The sequence below is a fragment of the Streptomyces sp. 2131.1 genome, from assembly GCF_900105515.1.
GTDB lineage: Bacteria > Actinomycetota > Actinomycetes > Streptomycetales > Streptomycetaceae > Streptomyces > Streptomyces drozdowiczii.
Genome location: NZ_FNSY01000001.1, coordinates 4,988,252 through 5,003,940 on the forward strand (window position 1 = coordinate 4,988,252; position 15,689 = coordinate 5,003,940).

Consider the following 15,689-nt stretch of genomic DNA (forward strand, 5'->3'; position numbering starts at 1 on the left):
GTCCTGCCCGGTACATTCTCCCACCAGTAAGGACGAACACACGGGCCGGTTAGTTCACGGCAGGGCGGTGACCGCGCACCTTTTTCAGCCCGCGTGCCGGACGGCGACCCCGCCGTTGTCGCTGTGGGCCTTCACCACGTGTCGGCTGGAGTCGCTGCGCGGCACCTTCACGTCGACGTGCCCGTTGTCGGCGGACGCGGTCACGGCGTACGAGGTCTTGCCGGCGGGCAGGTCGATGGCGATGCGCCCGTTGTCGCTGACGGTGTCCACGAGATCCGGGACCCGGCTGAGATCGAGGTCCACAGACCCGTTGTCCGACCGCGCCACCACGGACCGCGCGGAAACCCGCTCGCCCCGGACGGACCCGTTGTCGCTCTTCAGCTCCAGGGGCCCGCTGACGTCCCGTACGACGACCCCGCCATTGTCGGAGTACAGCTTGAGCGGCGTACTGAACTTGGACGCGGTGACCTTCCCGTTGTCCGCGTCCACGGTCAGCGCGAGCCCGCGGGGCACCTTCACCTCGTGCCGCGAATCGCAGTTGCTGATCAACGCCTTGCACTTCACCCGGAGCGTGAGCGTGTCCCCCTCCAGCTTCCACACGGGGTCCGGCCCACTCCCGAGCACTGCCCACCCGTCCACCCTCCGGGTCACCTCGATCTCGTCCACATCGGCGGGAACGACCTCCACGGTGGAGTTCTCCGCCTCGATCGTGAGCGCCTTCCCGCCGTACGCGAACGACTTGTGCTCGACGGGCGCGTCATCCACGTCCGTGCTCCCGCACCCGCTCAGCGCCGCCACGAGCAGAACGGTGCCCCCGACGGCCACGAGTGCGCTGCGATTACGGATGGTCATGGTGATCAGGTCCCCCTGGGCCGGCGCTGCGATGTGCCCCCACGGTAGGCAACTCCCCGCCACCAGGACGATCCGGACGGCTACCGTCTCGGGGGTGGGGCTATCCCCCGTACGCCGTGGTCCGCCGCCCCGTCCGGCTCCGCAACAACCGATTGTCGACACACCCCACGGGCCATGTAACCTGTTCCTTCATCCACGGGTGCGTAGCTCAGGGGTAGAGCGCTGCTCTTACAAAGCAGATGTCGGCGGTTCGAAACCGTCCGCGCCCACCAGCACAAAGACCCCCAGTCGATCATGGCTGGGGGTCTTTGACATCTACGTCTGACATCAACGGGCGCGGTCACCCACGGTCGGAACGCCTCCGCTTCAGCATCCGGTCCAGGCGACTCACGCCCTCGCGCTGCGTGTCCTGGACGACGTGGGCGTAGATGTTCATCGTGACCGCGATCTGACTGTGCCCGAGGATCTCCATCACGCCCCGGGGCGGGACGCCGACAGCGGTCAGCAGGGTCGCGAAGCCGTGGCGGGCATCGTGCAGGCGGATCACCCGAAGTCCGGCGGTCGCTGCAACGCGGGTGAACGAGCGGTACAGGTTACGGGGTTCGATCGGCCGGCCGGTGCGTGTGGTGAAGACGTAGCCCGTGGCCTCCCACGATGACCAGCAGCCTCACGCCGAGCAGCCTGCCGCAGCCGTCGCCAGCGGAGCGGAGCAACGCACGGGGCGAGGAGGAGCGTCCAACTCTTCGTCGAGGCAGGAGCCGAAGCGGTTACCGACTCGACGCAACCCATCGCCCAGGCCATCAGTCCATAGCCGGGCACCTGGCTACTCACGCCGCCCGGAGTTGTTACAGGTTTCTCTACCTCATCAAGGCACCCGGCTGCGCTCCGCTCCGCCGGGCGCGCTTCCCGGCTCTGGCTGCGCCCGCGCTCCTGCCTCCGGCCCGCTCGGCGCTGCCGCCGCCGACGCGCGCCCACAACTGGATAGGCCCGGGGGCATGAGACGAGAACCAAGCCCGCGGCTTCAAGACGACGCCTCCGGCGGGGGCGCTCAGACTCCGGGATGGACGGGGCACCGTTCGCGAGTGCCGGCCGGAGCGTGGCGAGCGTCGTGGGGCTCCCATCCCGACCACCTTCGACCCAGGCAGAGCCGAGCAGTCGCGGCCCAGGGCGTCAAGGTCATTCGTACAGTGGCGCGCTCCACCTTGACGCCCTGAACCACGACCGCTCCACGGTGTGTGGGCCGAAGGCGGACGGGATGGGAGCCGGGGTGAGTGGTGGGTGGAGCAGCTACAGCCGGACGGTGCGCTCACGTCCATCCCTTAGAGCGCTTTCTGTCGGCAGGTGGGCTTGGGGCCGGATGATATATCTCGATAACCCTGCATCGTACTTCTGTGCCGTTCATTTTGACGCGTTTCCATGCCAATTCAAATTCTCTCCCTCGGACCGGATAGGGAAACGTGTCGAGCTTTTGAAGCAACTCGCCGGTTGAATTGACTGGCAGGAGTTGCTCCACAAATCTAAGGCTCGTAGTTCGAATTTCCTCATCTGTGGCTATTCGTGAATCAAGGAGTCTGGGAGTTCCGACCATCCATTCCCACTGGACGTCGCCGAACGGCGGCCAGTCGGGGGGAAGTTTGACCACTGCCCCGGCGGCTATCTCCCGCTTGAGGCGACGAATCTGCTCCCTACCCTTATCGATTGCATCTTCTTGCTTCCAAGTTTCTGAGAGCACTCGTGCATCGATCGGCCACTTAGCCTCCACTATCAGTCCTGTTTTTCTGTCTGCGTCTAGAGTGACGATGTCAAGGTCACCAATTTTTCGGCGATTTTGCGCTAGAACTTTTACTTCCGATGCCACGCGAACGCCAGGAACGGTCTCAAGCCGGCTGCGCCATTTCGCGCACAGATCGCCAAGGGATCCGCCTAGCTTCCCGGAAGTTGCTGGATTGGATGCCGCAGCGCGAAGGACCATTCTTTCTTCCAGTCCATCCGACAGTAGCGGAAACGGCATTAGTAGTTGACCGTCCCACGGGATGATCGGTGCAGAAAAGGCGGTTTTCCCTCCAGGTCCGTCGTAAGTCAGCATCTCGATAAACTTATCGATTGCCGAACTCTTCGGGTTATAGCGACGTAGAGTCCGTTTTAGAGTATCCAGAGACATGCCGAGGTAGGCAGTATTTGGAGTCGGCTCCCCTCTGAAAAGGGAAAGCTGGAGCAGCGACATCCCCTTTAGTGTGCCTATCAACGGAATGGCCTCACCGACTGTGATTCCTCCTAGGTCTGTATCTGTAGGTACCTCCCAGCGGCGGCCGGCGACGTAGTTCTTCATGTGCTGCACATATAGTCCGCCAATCCACTGAGGTATATGTGCATGCACGTTACGGCGCCCCTGCAAAGAGCGAAAGAAGGCATAGGCGGGCTCCAGGCTGGGGCCCCTATCATTCTCCTCCGGATTCTCTGTATCGATTCTCTCCAGCATCATGTCAACAACCTCAATGCTGGGATCCGATATAGGGTCTATCGCCAACCCCTGCTTGTCCTCAAAGATACGCACTCGGCCGGCTCGCCCGCCTTGGAGGCCAATCTCAATAACTTCCCAATCCTGAGCGGCTGAGACTGCGTCCTCGACATCCTTCTTAGTAAGAGAGCCCACTGCCGTCTGGTTGCCGTATAGGTAGCTCCATTCGATCAATCGAGCTGTTACATTGGCCCAATTTCTTGGTTCGCTCCCAGGGCCCCCGGAATTCCTGTCAGGGTCTTTACGCACCTCCCTCAGATACCGAACAGCAACAGATAGCAGTAGGGCATGCAGGCATGAACTGCCCGCCTTCCATATCGCCAGCTCTGACGGTGCGCTATCAGACAGCGACCGCAACTTGCGATAGGGGGCGTCAGGATTTTGCTCAAGGTCGGTCACTGCTTCTCCAGTCTCTGCATTCGATAGTCAGGATATGGGTTCGAGTGATGCATGGTGAGAAATTTTCACAGATTGGGCCGATTCGACTCGCTAGCTTCTGTTGACTGTGCGGCGGAAAATGCAATGAAGCGTACAACTCTCTCATTTCGCCCAACTGGCCAACGGTGCGATAGCTGGCCGGTTGGTGTGCCTCCGGCCTATGCTTGAGCAGGGGCGGCTCGCCTTAACATCTACTCCTGGTATCAACAGCAGGAGACGCTGCCGGGCAGCATCTGCGATCCACCGGGCTGTGCGGACACCGCCAGCGCCGGCCAGCAGGGCGAGTTCCTGGGCCGTGCGAGGCTGGCCAGGAGCGACCGCGGACGACAAGCGCGCAGCACCTGCTTTGACGCGACCGTGCAGGGCAGCCGACGAGTAGATGCCGAGCCCGTGAGCTGACATCCACGGCCGACATCAACGTCGGTGCACAACGGCAGCCCTGGAGAGCCATGGACGGCAGTCGCGGCCGGGCCCGCCAGGGTCCTTGACCGCGTCCGGTCGAACTTACAAAGCAGTTGTCGGCGGTTCGAAGCCATCTGCGTTCGCCGTGGATCAACATGGGACTGGGCTGGAATCCCCTGTCCTGGCTTCATCAGCCTGGCGAGTCTCGGCCCCCATCGGCCTCGCGTGGTGGGGGCAGGCTGCTTGTCCGGCCATGGACGCGCTCGCCCTCGACCGGCGTCTCACCTCAATACCCAATCTGCCTTAGGGCATTTGGTCGGACGCAGGAGTGATGCTCCGCTGCGCACAGGTCAGGGCTTCGGTTCGCCGAGGGCTGTGCGTAGCCAATCCAGTGAGTCTTGCTCCAGGAGTTCGGCAGCCAGGCGTTGTCCGGTTTCAGTGACCAAGCGGGCTCGGCTGTTGTCGATCCAACGTTGGGCGTTCTCGTAGCCTTGGGCCTTGTACTCAATGCCTTGGAGCAAGCACTCCAGCTTGTCGGCATCGCGGGCGCAGATGGCCTCCGATGATTCCTTGGCTTCGTACTCGGCGATGACGTCTTGGATCGCGGACGCGAGGGCTTCGGGCATCCCCGTTGTCTGGTCGGCGGTGACGGCTTGTGGGTCGCCGGCCGGGGCGTACTTCTTTCCTACGTAGTTCACGTCGCCGGTACGAGTTTCCTGGGTGTCGTGCCATACGGCGAGGAGCGCGGCCTTGGCCGGGTCGGCGCCTTCGAGCTTGGCGATGAGTGAGGCGATCAGCGAGGTGCGCCACGAGTGCTCGGCCACGCTCTCCGGGTCTCTGACGCCTGCCATCCACCAGCCGGTTCGGCGGGTGTGCTTCAGCGTGCCCGCCTCGAACAGGAAGCGTCCCACTGCGGACAGATCGTCAGTCACGCCCGTCTCCTCTCACGCCTCGGCGAGGCGGATCGCGTACCGGATGCCGTCGAGCTCCCGGCGTGCCTGCGTCGACAGCTCTTGGTTATCCAACATCACGGGAAGGGCTGCGCGTAGCTCGTTGCTGGTCGCGTTTCCTGGGTGAAGCAGGTTGGGCCGGACAGCGAGCAGGGCCCACAGGGTGTGGACGTTCAGGTCGAAGAACCCCTGGTTCGGGGTCATGCCTCGCACGAGGTGACGCATCAGCTTGTCGCCCGGCCACGGGCCTGGGTTCGATTCGGCAATGAAGTCGTCGGACAGTTGGAGGTGCGGAGCCTCACCGAGCCAGTACGCCCAGTAGTTGAGGTTCGCCGCCTCGCCCGCGTCGTGGTCTGTGAGGTTCGTCCGGATGAAGTGCGCCATGCGGTCACGGTCGCCCTGCCTGGCGGCGACGGCTGCAACGGAACGGGAGTTGAGCCAGCCGGTGAGCCAGCCATCAGGGCGCTCAGTACGTTGCTGTCGGGCCAGCCACGCAGAGGTGTCCGGTGCATCGTCGTATCCGGCCAGATAGAGGGCTTGGCGCCGGAGCAGGAAGTCGTCTTCGCCCCGCGCCTGTTCGGCGGTTCGGCGCATGCGGGTGAAGAAGCGACGGCGGTCGTCCGCGGGAAGTTCAGGCCCGCGTGGTACAGGTCCGCGGCGAGGTCGGGGCGGCGCGGGCAGATCCTTCAGAGGGGTGGGGGTCTCTCCGTTCAGCGGCCAGGACAGCACTTCGACCAAGTCTCGCTGCATCACCCACGCGCCGATGGGGCTGTTAGCGGCGGGGTTCTCCTCATCGAGGGTGCTCGCCAGGAGGATGTCCGCTTCCATGGCCCTTTCCAGGATCTGCAGCAGAGGCGGCACGCTGCCCAGATGCAAGAGCTGGTGGCGGTACACGAGCATCTGGCCGACCGGTACGGCAGTCAGGGGTCGACGCCCGGACTCCCATCCGGCGACCGTGTCGGCAGAAATGCGAAGCCGTTCGGCGAGGGTTTCCTGGGTGTGCCCCAGCTGCTCGCGGATCAGGCGAAAGACGTAGCCCGAAACGATGCCGCCGCGGCCGCGCGGCGCCGTTCCCCGACTGCTGGTCAGGGTGGTCTGTGGACCAGCTTTCATCGTGTCCCCCTTGATGGCCGGCCGTGGTCGGGTACCCGTACCCACGGTCAGTTCAAGCGGCGGTCTGCGCTGCATAACGTCTGGAGTGCAGTAACGCCCAGACAACTCAGCGTAGTGGAGGAAGTGGCCTGTGGGCCCCATTCTTCGGCGACCGCGGCGGGAGGAGCCCCCGGTGATGACGATCAAGGTGTACGAGGTGGACAGCACCACCGGGGCCAGGACGGTGGTGCGGGAGACGGAGCAGGTCGTGCCTGTGACTGAGCCGGACTGGAGGGCGGCCATGGAGCCCTGCGAGTGCCCCCGTTGCAGCAAAGGCGTCGCCTCGTGACCGCCGCCGACCGTGCCATCACGGACCAGGCGTACAAGAAATGGCTCGGCCACACTCTCACCTGTGCGGAATGCCGCGCCGGCACGGCATGCGCCGCATCCGTACGTCTTGGGCGTGTGTGGCGGAAAGTACGAGCATGAGGTGTGCCAACTGCGGTCGCACGCTCACCGAGGAGGCTGCGGTGCGATACCCGATCGACGGTGCCAGTACGGCCGGCCGCACGGTTGTCCTGTGCAAGTCGCCGTGCCGCCGTTCCCCGACGCACCCGCGCACCTACCCGACGCGCTGATCTCCCCGCTGGGACCACGCCGCCTCGACCGCTCGTTCCCTGCCGGGACTGTGGTCGAGGCGGTCCATGCGCTATCCATCCGAGAGTGAGATGTGCGAGGTCAGCGAGCGGTTCGGGATTCCGGGGGAGGTAGGTTCGTTCTGGCGACCTGGGGGCCGTCGTTGTGGCTCGGGCGATATTGGAGGGGAACGTGTTGATCACCGTCGCGGATGTGGAGGCCGAGGCCGAGCGGATTGCCGCCTACGTGGTGAGGACGCCGACCGTGGCGAGTCCCGGGCTCTCCGTGTTTCTGGGGGCGCCGGTCACCACGAAGCTGGAACTGCTCCAGCGCACCGGGTCCTTCAAGGCGCGCGGGGCGACGGCGAAATTGCTGTCGCTCAGCGGGGCCGAGCGGGCTGCGGGGGTTGTCGCCGTGAGCGGTGGCAACCATGGCATCGCGGTCGCGGAGATGGCCGGTGCGCTGGACATCAAGGCGACCGTCGTCATGCCCCGGTCCGCCCCCGGCCGCTCCGTGGAGATGGCCGAGGCAGCCGGGGCGAACGTCGTCCTCGCCGACACCATGGGCGGCGCCTTCGCTCTCGTGGGCGAACTCCAGGAGTCGGGGCTCGCGTTGGTCCACCCCTTCGACGACCCGGTCGTCATCGCGGGCCAGGGCACGGTCGGCCTGGAGTTCGCGGAGGATGCCGGCGAGCTCACCGACGTACTCGTCAGCATCGGTGGCGGCGGTTTGATCTCCGGTGTCGCGGCCGCGCTGCACGCGCGCCGTCCGGGTGTACGGGTCTGGGGTGTGGAGACCGAGGGCGCGCGAGCCATGTCGGAAGCCCTGGCCGCCGGAGGGCCGGTGCCCGTTGAGCTGGCCTCGATGGTCTCGACGTTGAGCGCCCCGAGCGCCTCACCGCTCACCTACGAACACGTCTCGGCCCTGGTCACCGATGTCCTCACCGTGACCGATGCCGAGGCCGTGGAGGGGGTCCTCGACCTGGCCGACCATGCGAAGGTCTGGGCCGAGCCCGCCGCCGGATGCCTGCTGCCCGCGGCACGCCAGGTGCTCGAACGCGTCGGTGGGAGCGCCAGGCTCGGCCTGGTCATCTGCGGCGGCAACGCGACCACCGCCGATGTGACCGCCTGGGCCGGACGCTTCGGGCTGCGCTGACCCGTAATGCGCGGCGCACAATGGCTGGATGGCGTTGAAGATTTGGGTCGATGACTGGCAGATGCAGTGCTGTGGGGAGCCCTTCGCTGCCGGGGATGTCGTGTCGTGGGCGTTGGTGGAAGTCGATCCCGAGGACTACGTCCACCTCGTCGGCGAGGAGCGCGCGGAGGGGATCGACTTCCGCGAGGAGCATCACGGGGGAGAGGAGGGGGTCCCGCAGGTCCCGTTGGAGGTGGTGTCCGTCGTGGAGGTGCACTGCCGTTACGGGTTGCTTCCCGGCGCGACGGACCGGGTTCGCGGCCCCGTTCCGGGCACGACCGAGTTGGTTCCGGTCGAGGGGGCGGCCGACGGGTGGGCGAAGGCCAGGGGTGGGAGGACCTTCGCGGGCTACCTGGTGACGGCCAGGCGGCAGTGAGGGAACGGCTGCCGCCCCGGTCAGGTGCGCAGGTGGGGCCAGCCGTCCTTGTTGGAGAAGGATTCGTAGCAGTAGCGGGTCGTGCGGTGCCACTCCTTGCCCGTGGCCAGTTCGTAGACCTCGTCCGGGATGTACAGCAGGCGTTCGCCGTCGTAGTCGAGTGAGGTGTACTGGGCGGACTCGGCGGGGTCCGAGAGGGCGCTCTCCCATGCCTCGCGGCCCGCTGCCACCACAGCGCAGCGGGCGTAGAGGAAGGAGTCGCCGGACTGCGGGAAAGGGGCGCCGGTCTCTGTCGTCATGCCGACCACCGGGAGGGAGCCGAACTGCTCCTGGTCCAGGCGGTACAGCGCTTCCGCGTGGTGTTCCGCGAAGGCGGTGATGTCGGGGAGGGATCGGCGGCTCAACCGCTTGGCGAGGCGGTGGCAGTCGGCTTCGGTGGCCTCGCCGCCGAGGGTGGCTATCAGTGCCCAGAATTCGGCCCATGTCATTGTCACGGCGGCAGGGTGTCAGGGGGGACTGACAGAGCCCGCCGCACGGTGTTCGGTCGGGCCGGTCAGGCCGTCGGTGACGTGTGGGCGTACCACAGTCCTCGCCTCGGCCTCCGGCAGTACGCGTACCAGCTCCGCCCGGGCCGCCCCCACCGGGCCTGCCAGTGACAAGCGTGTCTCCTGGAGTGCGGAGATGCGGTCGTCCAGGCCCTGGAGGTGCTGTTCCAGGGTCTCCAGCTTGCACAGGGCCACCGTGCCGTCCTGGCGTACGCACGGGAGCAGGTCGCGGATGGTGCGGGGTCGGGAGGCCCGCGTCCAGCAGGGAGCGGATGCGGCGGACCACGGTGGGGGCTTCGGCGTCGTAGCGGCGGTGGCCGCCGGCGAGGCGGTCGGAGGTGAGGAGGCCCTGGCGCTCGCGGGAGGACCTGGACCGGCACAACGCCCTGCCCGCGCCGCGCGTCTTCCCCGGTGATCTGCCCGCCCTCCTGGAGGACGCGCCGGAGGTGTACGCCGACACCATGATCAGTCCGTACGCGGTCTCCGCCGAGGGCGTCGCGGTCGGTACAGTCCCCGGGTGACCAGCAAGTCCGAACCGGCGATTCCGGAGATCACCCGCACCGACTGCGCCCGGTGCGGCACCGAGGTGCACGGCCTGGCCGGGCGGTACGCCTGTGCGCTCTGCGGGTGGGTCAACCACTACTCGGAGGGGCACGAGGAGCTGCCCGGCCTGGACGAGGATCCCGACCACGGGCGGCGGTAGCCCGCTCCGTAAACGCGGGTGCCGTCCCGTTCGCGCGCCCTCTACCCTGCCGCCATGGGTGAAGCGAGCACGGAGTTGATGGATGTCCGCGACCAGGAGAAGGAGCCGCCTTCTCCGCTGCGGCTGCCGGCCTTCCGGCGGTTCCTGCTCGCCCATCTGATCTCCGCGGCCGGGTCCGCGATGGCTCCCGTGGCGCTGGCGTTCGCCGTGATCGGGCAGGGCGGGGGAGCGGGGTCGCTCGGGATCGTGCTCACGGCCAACACCGTGCCGACCGTGGTCTTCCTCCTCATCGGCGGGGTGCTGGCGGACCGGATGTCCCGCAGCCGGATCCTCTTCCTCGGGAACCTCGGGGCCGGGGCGGCGCAGGGGGCCGTCGCCGTGCTCGTCGCGACCGGGGCGGCGACCACCGCCGCGATCAGTGTGTGCGCCTGCGTGTCGGGGGTGTCATCCGCGTTCACCGCGCCGGCGGCCCAGGGCGTGGCGTCCCGGCTCGTGCCGCCGGAGCAGCTTCAGCAGGCGAACGCGCTCGTCCGGGTGCCGAGGAACGCCGTCAAGGTCGTCGGGCCCGTCATCGGCGGGTTCGTCGTCGCGCTGACCGGGCCCGCCTGGGCGCTCGGGTGGGACGCCCTCACCTTCGTCGTCGCCGCGCTGCTGCTGTCCGCGCTGCGGCTGCCGGGCGCGGTGTCCCCGGGGGGCTCCGGTGGCCTGGTGGCCGATCTGCGGCAGGGGTGGGCCGGGTTCAAGTCGCGTGTCTGGTTGTGGAGTTACACGCTGTCCGGTACGGCGGTCGTGGCCGCCTGGCTGGCGGGGTACCAGCTGCTCGGGCCGATCGTGGCGGCCCGCAGTTATGCGGGCGCCGGTTCCTGGGGGCTGGTGCAGGGGGCGTTCGCGGCCGGGCTGCTGGGCGGGACGTTCGTCTGCCTGCTGTGGAAGCCGCAGCGCCTGATGCTGGTCTGCGTCGTGACCAGTTCGGGGCTCATGCTGCCGCTGGCCGCGCTGGGGCTCGGGCTGTCGCTGCCCTGGGTGCTGTTGGCGACCGCCGTCGCCGGGGTGGGGATGGACGTGGCCATCGTCGCCTGGTCCACAGTGCTGCAACAGCAGGTGCCCGACGACGAGTTGGGGCGGCTGAGCTCCCTCAACTCGTTCGGGGAGCAGATCGCCATCCCTGTCGGCTACCTCCTGGTCGCCGCCACTTCCGCGTACTGGAGCAGCGCCCGCATCCTGCTGGTGTGCTCCGCCGTCGTCCTCGTCGCCGGGGTCGCCAACGCCTGCGTACGCGATGTGTACCGGATCAAGAGGGTCTGAGGGCGGGAGGAGGACCGGGAAGGCGGTCTGGAGGAGGCGCGCGCATAGGCCGGTGGTTTGTATATGTCGGTAACCGACCTATGATTGCGGCGTTACGCCCCCGGGCCCGCCTCACGCTGCGGGTTTTCCGGGATGCCGCCCCGCAGTGGAGAAGGTGGAGCAGTCATGGCCTCCAAGAAGAACCTCGTCGCCAACCGTGAGTCCCTCGCCCACAAGGTCCGTTACGCCGCGCGCCGTCCGGGCCGCATCGCGCCCTATCTGAAGAGGGCGGCCCGGGACCGGTGGCTGGCCTTCAAGCACCCGGACCACGTGAACTACTACCGGGCCGTGATGGCCTCGGACACCCGGCGCAACCCCGAGGCCGCCGTGGGCAGTCAGACGCACGAGCGGTGGCTGGCGCTGGGGCAGATGCAGTTCGACTACCTCGTCGAGCACGGACTCGCCCCCGGGGCCCGGATGCTCGACATCGGATGCGGCAATCTGCGCGCCGGCTGGCGGTTCATCGACTACCTGGAGGCCGGGCACTACTACGGGATCGACATCTCGCCCGACATCCTGATGGCCGCCAAGCAGACCCTGACCACGCAGGGGCTCCAGGCCAAGGTGCCGCACCTGACCATCACCAAGGACCTGACGCTGGACTTCCTGCCGGACGCGTACTTCGACGTCGTCCACGCGCACAGCGTGTTCTCGCACTCGCCGCTGGAGATCATCGACGAGTGCCTCGCCCATGTGGGGCGCATCCTGGCGCCCGGCGGCCACTTCGACTTCACCTTCGACCGCACCACCGGCACCGAACACCAGGTGCTGCGCGAGGACTTCTACTACCGGACCGAGACCCTGATCGACCTCGCCGCGAAGCACGGGCTGCGGGCGCGGTTCATGGAGGACTGGGAGAAGCGGGGCCACGGGCAGTCGAAGATACGCGTCACCACCTGAGGCCCGCCCCCGGCCGCTCAGCCGGTGCTCGACCTGCTCCGCAGCCGCCACAACCGCAGCGCCACCCCGGCCGCCGCCAGCACCGCCAGGGCCGGGACCGCGGTGTCCCGGTCCACCACCCCGGCGCTGTACCCCATCGCGACGAACGGTGCCCCGGCCAGCGCGAACCGCCCCGGGGTGCGCAGCCGGGACAGCGCCGGGCGGCCCACCAGGAGCAGCGCGGCGGCCATCGGGACACCCAACCGCCACAGCACGACCGCGAGATGGCTCTCCGCGTCCGCCAGGGTCAGGGCGGCCACCGCGAGCCCGGTCCACAGCAGCAGCGCGACCCGGGCCGCGGCGCCCGGGGTCCTGGCGGGCGGGCGCAGGTCCGGCGGGCAGGCCAGGGGGAGGGCGGCCACCAGCACCGGGGCCAGGAGGTACGGGGCGGCGGCCGCCGGCAGCAGTACCCCGGCCGACAGGGGGACTAGGACGAGCGAGAGCGCCTGGGTCAGCGCGCCCGCGAACGCCCACCGCGCCCCCGCCGCAAAGCTCCCGCTCAGCGCCAGGACCGCCCCGGCCAGCGTCACCAGGTCGCAGCCGATCATGACGAAGCTGAACGGGACCAGGAAGTCCGGGTCCCCGCTCAGCCTCCAGTCGGCGAGCATCGAGACGAGGCCGAAGGCGGCGTACGCGGCGTTCGCGGCCGACGCGAAGGGCGCGGCGGCCGCGAACAGGCGGCCGGGGCGCTGCGCGGACCCCAGGCGCAGACGCATCCGCAGCGCGTGCGCCACGATGTCGCCCGCTTCCCGGAACCGGGCGATCCGGCCGGCGTCCTCGGTCGCCTCGCGGTACGCCTCGGCGATGTCGTCCCCGAACGCACGGCGGTAGCCGGTCGGGTACAGCCGCAGCAGCGAGGTGCTCATGCGGTGGCCGGCTTCTCGCCGACGCCGAGGCGCCGGGTGGCCTCGCGGGCGGTGGCCGCGATCCGGAGGGCCTCGGCGGCCAGCACCTCCCGGCCGGTCGCGGTGAGCGTGTACGTGCGGCGCAGCCTGCTGTCCACGACCTCCTCCGCGTGGACCTCGATCAGGCCCTCGTTCAGGAGCCGCTCCAGCGCCCCGTACAGGGTGCCGGTACGCATCCTGACCCGGCCGCCGGAGATCGTCTCGACCTCGCGCGCGATGGCGTAGCCGTGCCGGGGCTCGTCCGCCAGGGCGGTCAGGAGGAGGAGGGTCGGTTCCTGCATCGCGCGCTCGCTCATGCCCGTATCGTACGCCAGGAATGGGTCACTCACCGGCATATGACGGGCCTGCCTGACCTGCGAGGGGGAGGCGTTTCCCCAGGCGGGACAAGGGGGAGAGCGCCATGAACAGCGGGGAGAGGGCGAGTGCGACCGCCGTGGCCAGCAGGCTCGGGCGAAGGCCCCACGCACCCGCCAGGAAGCCGCCGAGGAGCGAGCCGAACGGGGTGAGGCCCATCCCCGCGAAGTTGATCGTCGCCACCACCCGGGCCTGGATGGAGACCGGGGTGACCGCCTGCCGTACGGACATCACCGTGACGTTCACCAGCTGGCCGAACGTACCGAAGACGAAGTTGACGGCCATCAGCGCGGGCAGCACCAGTGGTCCCGGGCCGTGCAGCGCCGGTACGCCGAGCATCGCGCCGTCCGCCAGGACCGCCGAGCCCACCAGGACGACGCCGTACCCCAGCCGCTCCGGCAGCCGCGCCGCCAGCAGCGACCCCAGCACCGCCCCCGGGCCCGTCGCCGCCAGCGCGAGCCCCACCTCGGCGCCGGACAGGTGGAGTTCGCGGGGCAGGAAGAGCAGATAGACGGTCATCAGCGCGGCCAGCGAGAACTGGAACAGGGCCGAGGCCATACCCACCGCACGCAGCGCCGGATGCCCGGCGACGAAGCGGAGACCCTCGTGGATCCGCCGCAGGACCGGGGCCGGGGGCCCGGCGAGCTCGGGGACGCGTTCGCGCCGGCGGACGCGGCCGATCGACACGGCCGACAGCACGAAGAAGCACGCACCGGTGACGACCGCGAGCAGCGGTGAGAACACCGACATCAGCGCCCCGCCGAGCGCCGGACCGCCGATCCGCGCCGCCGATCTGCTGCCCTCCAGCGCGCTGTTGCCCCGCATCAGCGACTCGCGGTCCACCAGCCGGACCAGCGACGCCTGGTACGCCACGTCGAAGAACACGCTGCCGACGCCGAGCAGCGCGGCGACCACGAGCAGGACCGGCAGTCCGAGCACCCCGAAGAGGAGGGCCAGGGGGACCGCCGCCAGGGCGAGCGCACGGCCGAGGTCCGCCGCCACCATCACCGTACGGGTGCGGCGGCGGTCGGCCCACGCGCCCGCGAACAGCGACAGCAGCAGGATCGGCGCCTGCTCCACCGCGCGCAGCAGGCCGAGCGAGCCCCCGTCGGCGTGCAGCGAGACGACGGCGACCAGCGGCAGGACGACCAGCAGGGCCTGCTCGCCGAACTGGGAGGCGGTCTGCCCGGCCCACAGGCGCAGGAAGTCGGCGTCCCGCCGGAGGGCGGGTGAGGAGGTACGGGATTCGGGATGCACGGGGGCCCCTCGGTCTGCGGAGGACAACGCTCCGCCGCCACCGGACGCGGGGCGCGCGTCGGCGGTCGGGCGGGAAAGGCTCGCTGTGCCGCAGTCGGAGGCAGCACGCGATGACGGGTCGGTCGACCTGATACGTCAGCGCGCGCTCGGGCTACCGGGCATCTTCCCCTCCTCAGGGCCGTCTGTCGGGGGGAGGTTAACCGGCGGGCGGGGCGGGGGACACCGAATTTTCTCCGTTCTCGTCCGGGGCCTCCTCGCGGGCCAGTTGCCGGAAGCAGCCCCGTAGCCAGGCGTGCGCCGGGTCCGCGTCGTGGCGCGGGTGCCACGCCATGCCGAAGGAGAGCGGCGGCAGCGGGAAGGGGATGCGGAACGTCCGCAGGCCCAGTGGCTCGGTCAGGGGGCGGGTGCGCAGCGAGGCCAGGCCGACCAGGTCGCTGCCGAGCAGGAGGAAGAGGGACGAGGGAAGCGTGCCCACGCTGCCCACCACCCTTCGGCTCAGGCCGAGTTCCGCGAGGGCGGTGTCAACCGGGCCCTCGGTCCGGCCGCGCCGCGAGACCGTCACATGGTCGGCGGCGGCGAACCGGGCCGGAGTGATCTCCCCCTCCAGGAGCGGGTGGCCCGGGCGCACGACCCCCACCATCCGGTCGTCGTAGAGGTGTTCGCGGCGCACCTCCGGGGAACGCGTGTCGATCACCCCCACCTCCAGATCGGCGGCGCCCTCGCGCAGGAACGGGCCGTCGACATGGCTCTCCATCAGGAAGCGGAGCCGCACGCCCGGCGCCTCGCGGGCGATCCGGGCGAACAGAGCCGGGCCGGAGATCGCCGCCAGGGTGTCCTGGGCCAGCACCGTGAAGGTCCGCGACAGGGCGCGCAGATCGACCTTGCCGCCCGACAGGAACACCCCACGCGCCCGCTCCACGACCGCCCGCACCTCACCGTGGACGGCCAGGGCGTGCGGGGTGGGCACCATCGTGCGCCCGGCCCGCACCAGCACCGGATCGCCCAGCGCCTTGCGGATGCGGCCCAGGGTGCGGCTCATCGCCGGCTCGGACAGGTGCAGCCGGGCGGCGGCGCCCGAGACGCTGGATTCCTCGATCAGGACGTCCAGGGCGACCAGAAGATTGAGGTCAAGGCCGGATTGCGTCACACGCATACATCCCTTGTCAAAGATGCATTGGAAAGCA

Annotated in this window: 17 protein-coding genes, 1 tRNA gene and 1 pseudogene; 8 read left to right on the plus strand and 11 right to left on the minus strand. The window is 68.8% G+C overall.

From position 1 onward, the window contains the following. Positions 1-84: 84 nt before the first annotated feature. A complete protein-coding gene (locus BLW14_RS22390; protein ID WP_093708980.1) occupies positions 85-852 on the minus strand; it encodes a DUF4097 family beta strand repeat-containing protein in 768 nt (255 codons plus the stop codon). Between the two features lie 197 nt (positions 853-1,049). Between BLW14_RS22390 and BLW14_RS22395 the strand changes: the two genes are divergently transcribed. Further along, positions 1,050-1,124, plus strand: a tRNA-Val gene (locus tag BLW14_RS22395). Between the two features lie 68 nt (positions 1,125-1,192). On the opposite strand, the pseudogene BLW14_RS22400 reads toward BLW14_RS22395, so the two are convergent. The 4 genes and pseudogenes from BLW14_RS22400 to BLW14_RS22410 form a co-directional block, all read right to left on the minus strand. Continuing rightward, positions 1,193-1,581: pseudogene (locus tag BLW14_RS22400) on the minus strand (tyrosine-type recombinase/integrase); the annotation flags it as partial. Positions 1,582-2,158: 577 nt separating this feature from the next. Then, positions 2,159-3,544, minus strand: a complete 1,386-nt coding sequence (locus tag BLW14_RS34255) for a hypothetical protein (protein ID WP_143052019.1) — start codon at positions 3,542-3,544, stop codon at positions 2,159-2,161. A 1,016-nt stretch (positions 3,545-4,560) separates the two neighbouring features. Further along, entirely contained in the window at positions 4,561-5,142 is a 582-nt protein-coding gene (locus tag BLW14_RS22405) for an HD domain-containing protein (protein ID WP_093708981.1), read from the minus strand. Between the two features lie 12 nt (positions 5,143-5,154). Further along, positions 5,155-6,273, minus strand: a complete 1,119-nt coding sequence (locus BLW14_RS22410) for a helix-turn-helix domain-containing protein (RefSeq protein WP_093708982.1) — start codon at positions 6,271-6,273, stop codon at positions 5,155-5,157. Positions 6,274-6,448: 175 nt separating this feature from the next. Here BLW14_RS22410 and BLW14_RS34580 point away from each other — a divergent pair, with 175 nt between their 5' ends. The 3 genes from BLW14_RS34580 to BLW14_RS22420 all read left to right on the plus strand — a co-directional run bounded on the left by BLW14_RS34580 (position 6,449) and on the right by BLW14_RS22420 (position 8,458). Continuing rightward, entirely contained in the window at positions 6,449-6,601 is a 153-nt protein-coding gene (locus BLW14_RS34580) for a hypothetical protein (protein ID WP_177154062.1), read from the plus strand. A gap of 467 nt (positions 6,602-7,068) precedes the next feature. Beyond that, positions 7,069-8,043 (plus strand): threonine/serine dehydratase family protein, encoded by a 975-nt coding sequence (locus BLW14_RS22415; RefSeq protein ID WP_371128131.1) that lies wholly within the window; start codon positions 7,069-7,071, stop codon positions 8,041-8,043. Between the two features lie 28 nt (positions 8,044-8,071). After that, positions 8,072-8,458, plus strand: a complete 387-nt coding sequence (locus BLW14_RS22420; protein ID WP_093708984.1) for a DUF6578 domain-containing protein — start codon at positions 8,072-8,074, stop codon at positions 8,456-8,458. Between the two features lie 20 nt (positions 8,459-8,478). Here BLW14_RS22420 and BLW14_RS22425 read toward each other — a convergent pair whose 3' ends face one another. Both BLW14_RS22425 and BLW14_RS35250 read right to left on the minus strand, forming a co-directional pair. After that, positions 8,479-8,946 carry a DUF4240 domain-containing protein gene (locus BLW14_RS22425; RefSeq protein ID WP_093708985.1) on the minus strand — a complete coding sequence of 156 codons (468 nt, stop codon included), beginning with the start codon at positions 8,944-8,946 and terminating at the stop codon, positions 8,479-8,481. Between the two features lie 18 nt (positions 8,947-8,964). Further along, a complete protein-coding gene (locus BLW14_RS35250; protein WP_256333044.1) occupies positions 8,965-9,198 on the minus strand; it encodes a hypothetical protein in 234 nt (77 codons plus the stop codon). Between the two features lie 143 nt (positions 9,199-9,341). Here BLW14_RS35250 and BLW14_RS22435 point away from each other — a divergent pair, with 143 nt between their 5' ends. From BLW14_RS22435 to BLW14_RS22450, 4 genes are all read left to right on the plus strand, one after another. Further along, positions 9,342-9,524: a hypothetical protein gene (locus BLW14_RS22435; RefSeq protein ID WP_177153848.1), complete on the plus strand. Its 183-nt coding sequence runs from the start codon at positions 9,342-9,344 to the stop codon at positions 9,522-9,524. Then, entirely contained in the window at positions 9,521-9,706 is a 186-nt protein-coding gene (locus tag BLW14_RS22440) for a hypothetical protein (protein ID WP_093708986.1), read from the plus strand. Before BLW14_RS22435 ends, BLW14_RS22440 begins: the two co-directional genes overlap by 4 nt. A 78-nt stretch (positions 9,707-9,784) precedes the next feature. Continuing rightward, positions 9,785-11,011, plus strand: a complete 1,227-nt coding sequence (locus tag BLW14_RS22445) for an MFS transporter (RefSeq protein ID WP_256333019.1) — start codon at positions 9,785-9,787, stop codon at positions 11,009-11,011. 165 nt (positions 11,012-11,176) lie between these two features. Then, positions 11,177-11,950 carry a class I SAM-dependent methyltransferase gene (locus BLW14_RS22450; protein ID WP_093708987.1) on the plus strand — a complete coding sequence of 258 codons (774 nt, stop codon included), beginning with the start codon at positions 11,177-11,179 and terminating at the stop codon, positions 11,948-11,950. Between the two features lie 17 nt (positions 11,951-11,967). Here BLW14_RS22450 and BLW14_RS22455 read toward each other — a convergent pair whose 3' ends face one another. From BLW14_RS22455 to BLW14_RS22470, 4 genes are all read right to left on the minus strand, one after another. Next, on the minus strand, positions 11,968-12,855 hold the full coding sequence (locus BLW14_RS22455) for a hypothetical protein (protein WP_093708988.1): 888 nt from the start codon (positions 12,853-12,855) through the stop codon (positions 11,968-11,970). Continuing rightward, positions 12,852-13,190 (minus strand): PadR family transcriptional regulator, encoded by a 339-nt coding sequence (locus tag BLW14_RS22460; RefSeq protein WP_093708989.1) that lies wholly within the window; start codon positions 13,188-13,190, stop codon positions 12,852-12,854. The genes BLW14_RS22455 and BLW14_RS22460 overlap by 4 nt, the downstream gene beginning before the upstream one ends. A 25-nt stretch (positions 13,191-13,215) precedes the next feature. Continuing rightward, the gene (locus tag BLW14_RS22465; RefSeq protein ID WP_093708990.1) at positions 13,216-14,505 is read right to left on the minus strand and encodes an MFS transporter; all 1,290 of its coding nucleotides are present in this window, start codon (positions 14,503-14,505) and stop codon (positions 13,216-13,218) included. A gap of 196 nt (positions 14,506-14,701) precedes the next feature. Continuing rightward, positions 14,702-15,658: a LysR family transcriptional regulator gene (locus tag BLW14_RS22470; RefSeq protein ID WP_093708991.1), complete on the minus strand. Its 957-nt coding sequence runs from the start codon at positions 15,656-15,658 to the stop codon at positions 14,702-14,704. Positions 15,659-15,689 lie beyond the last annotated feature (31 nt).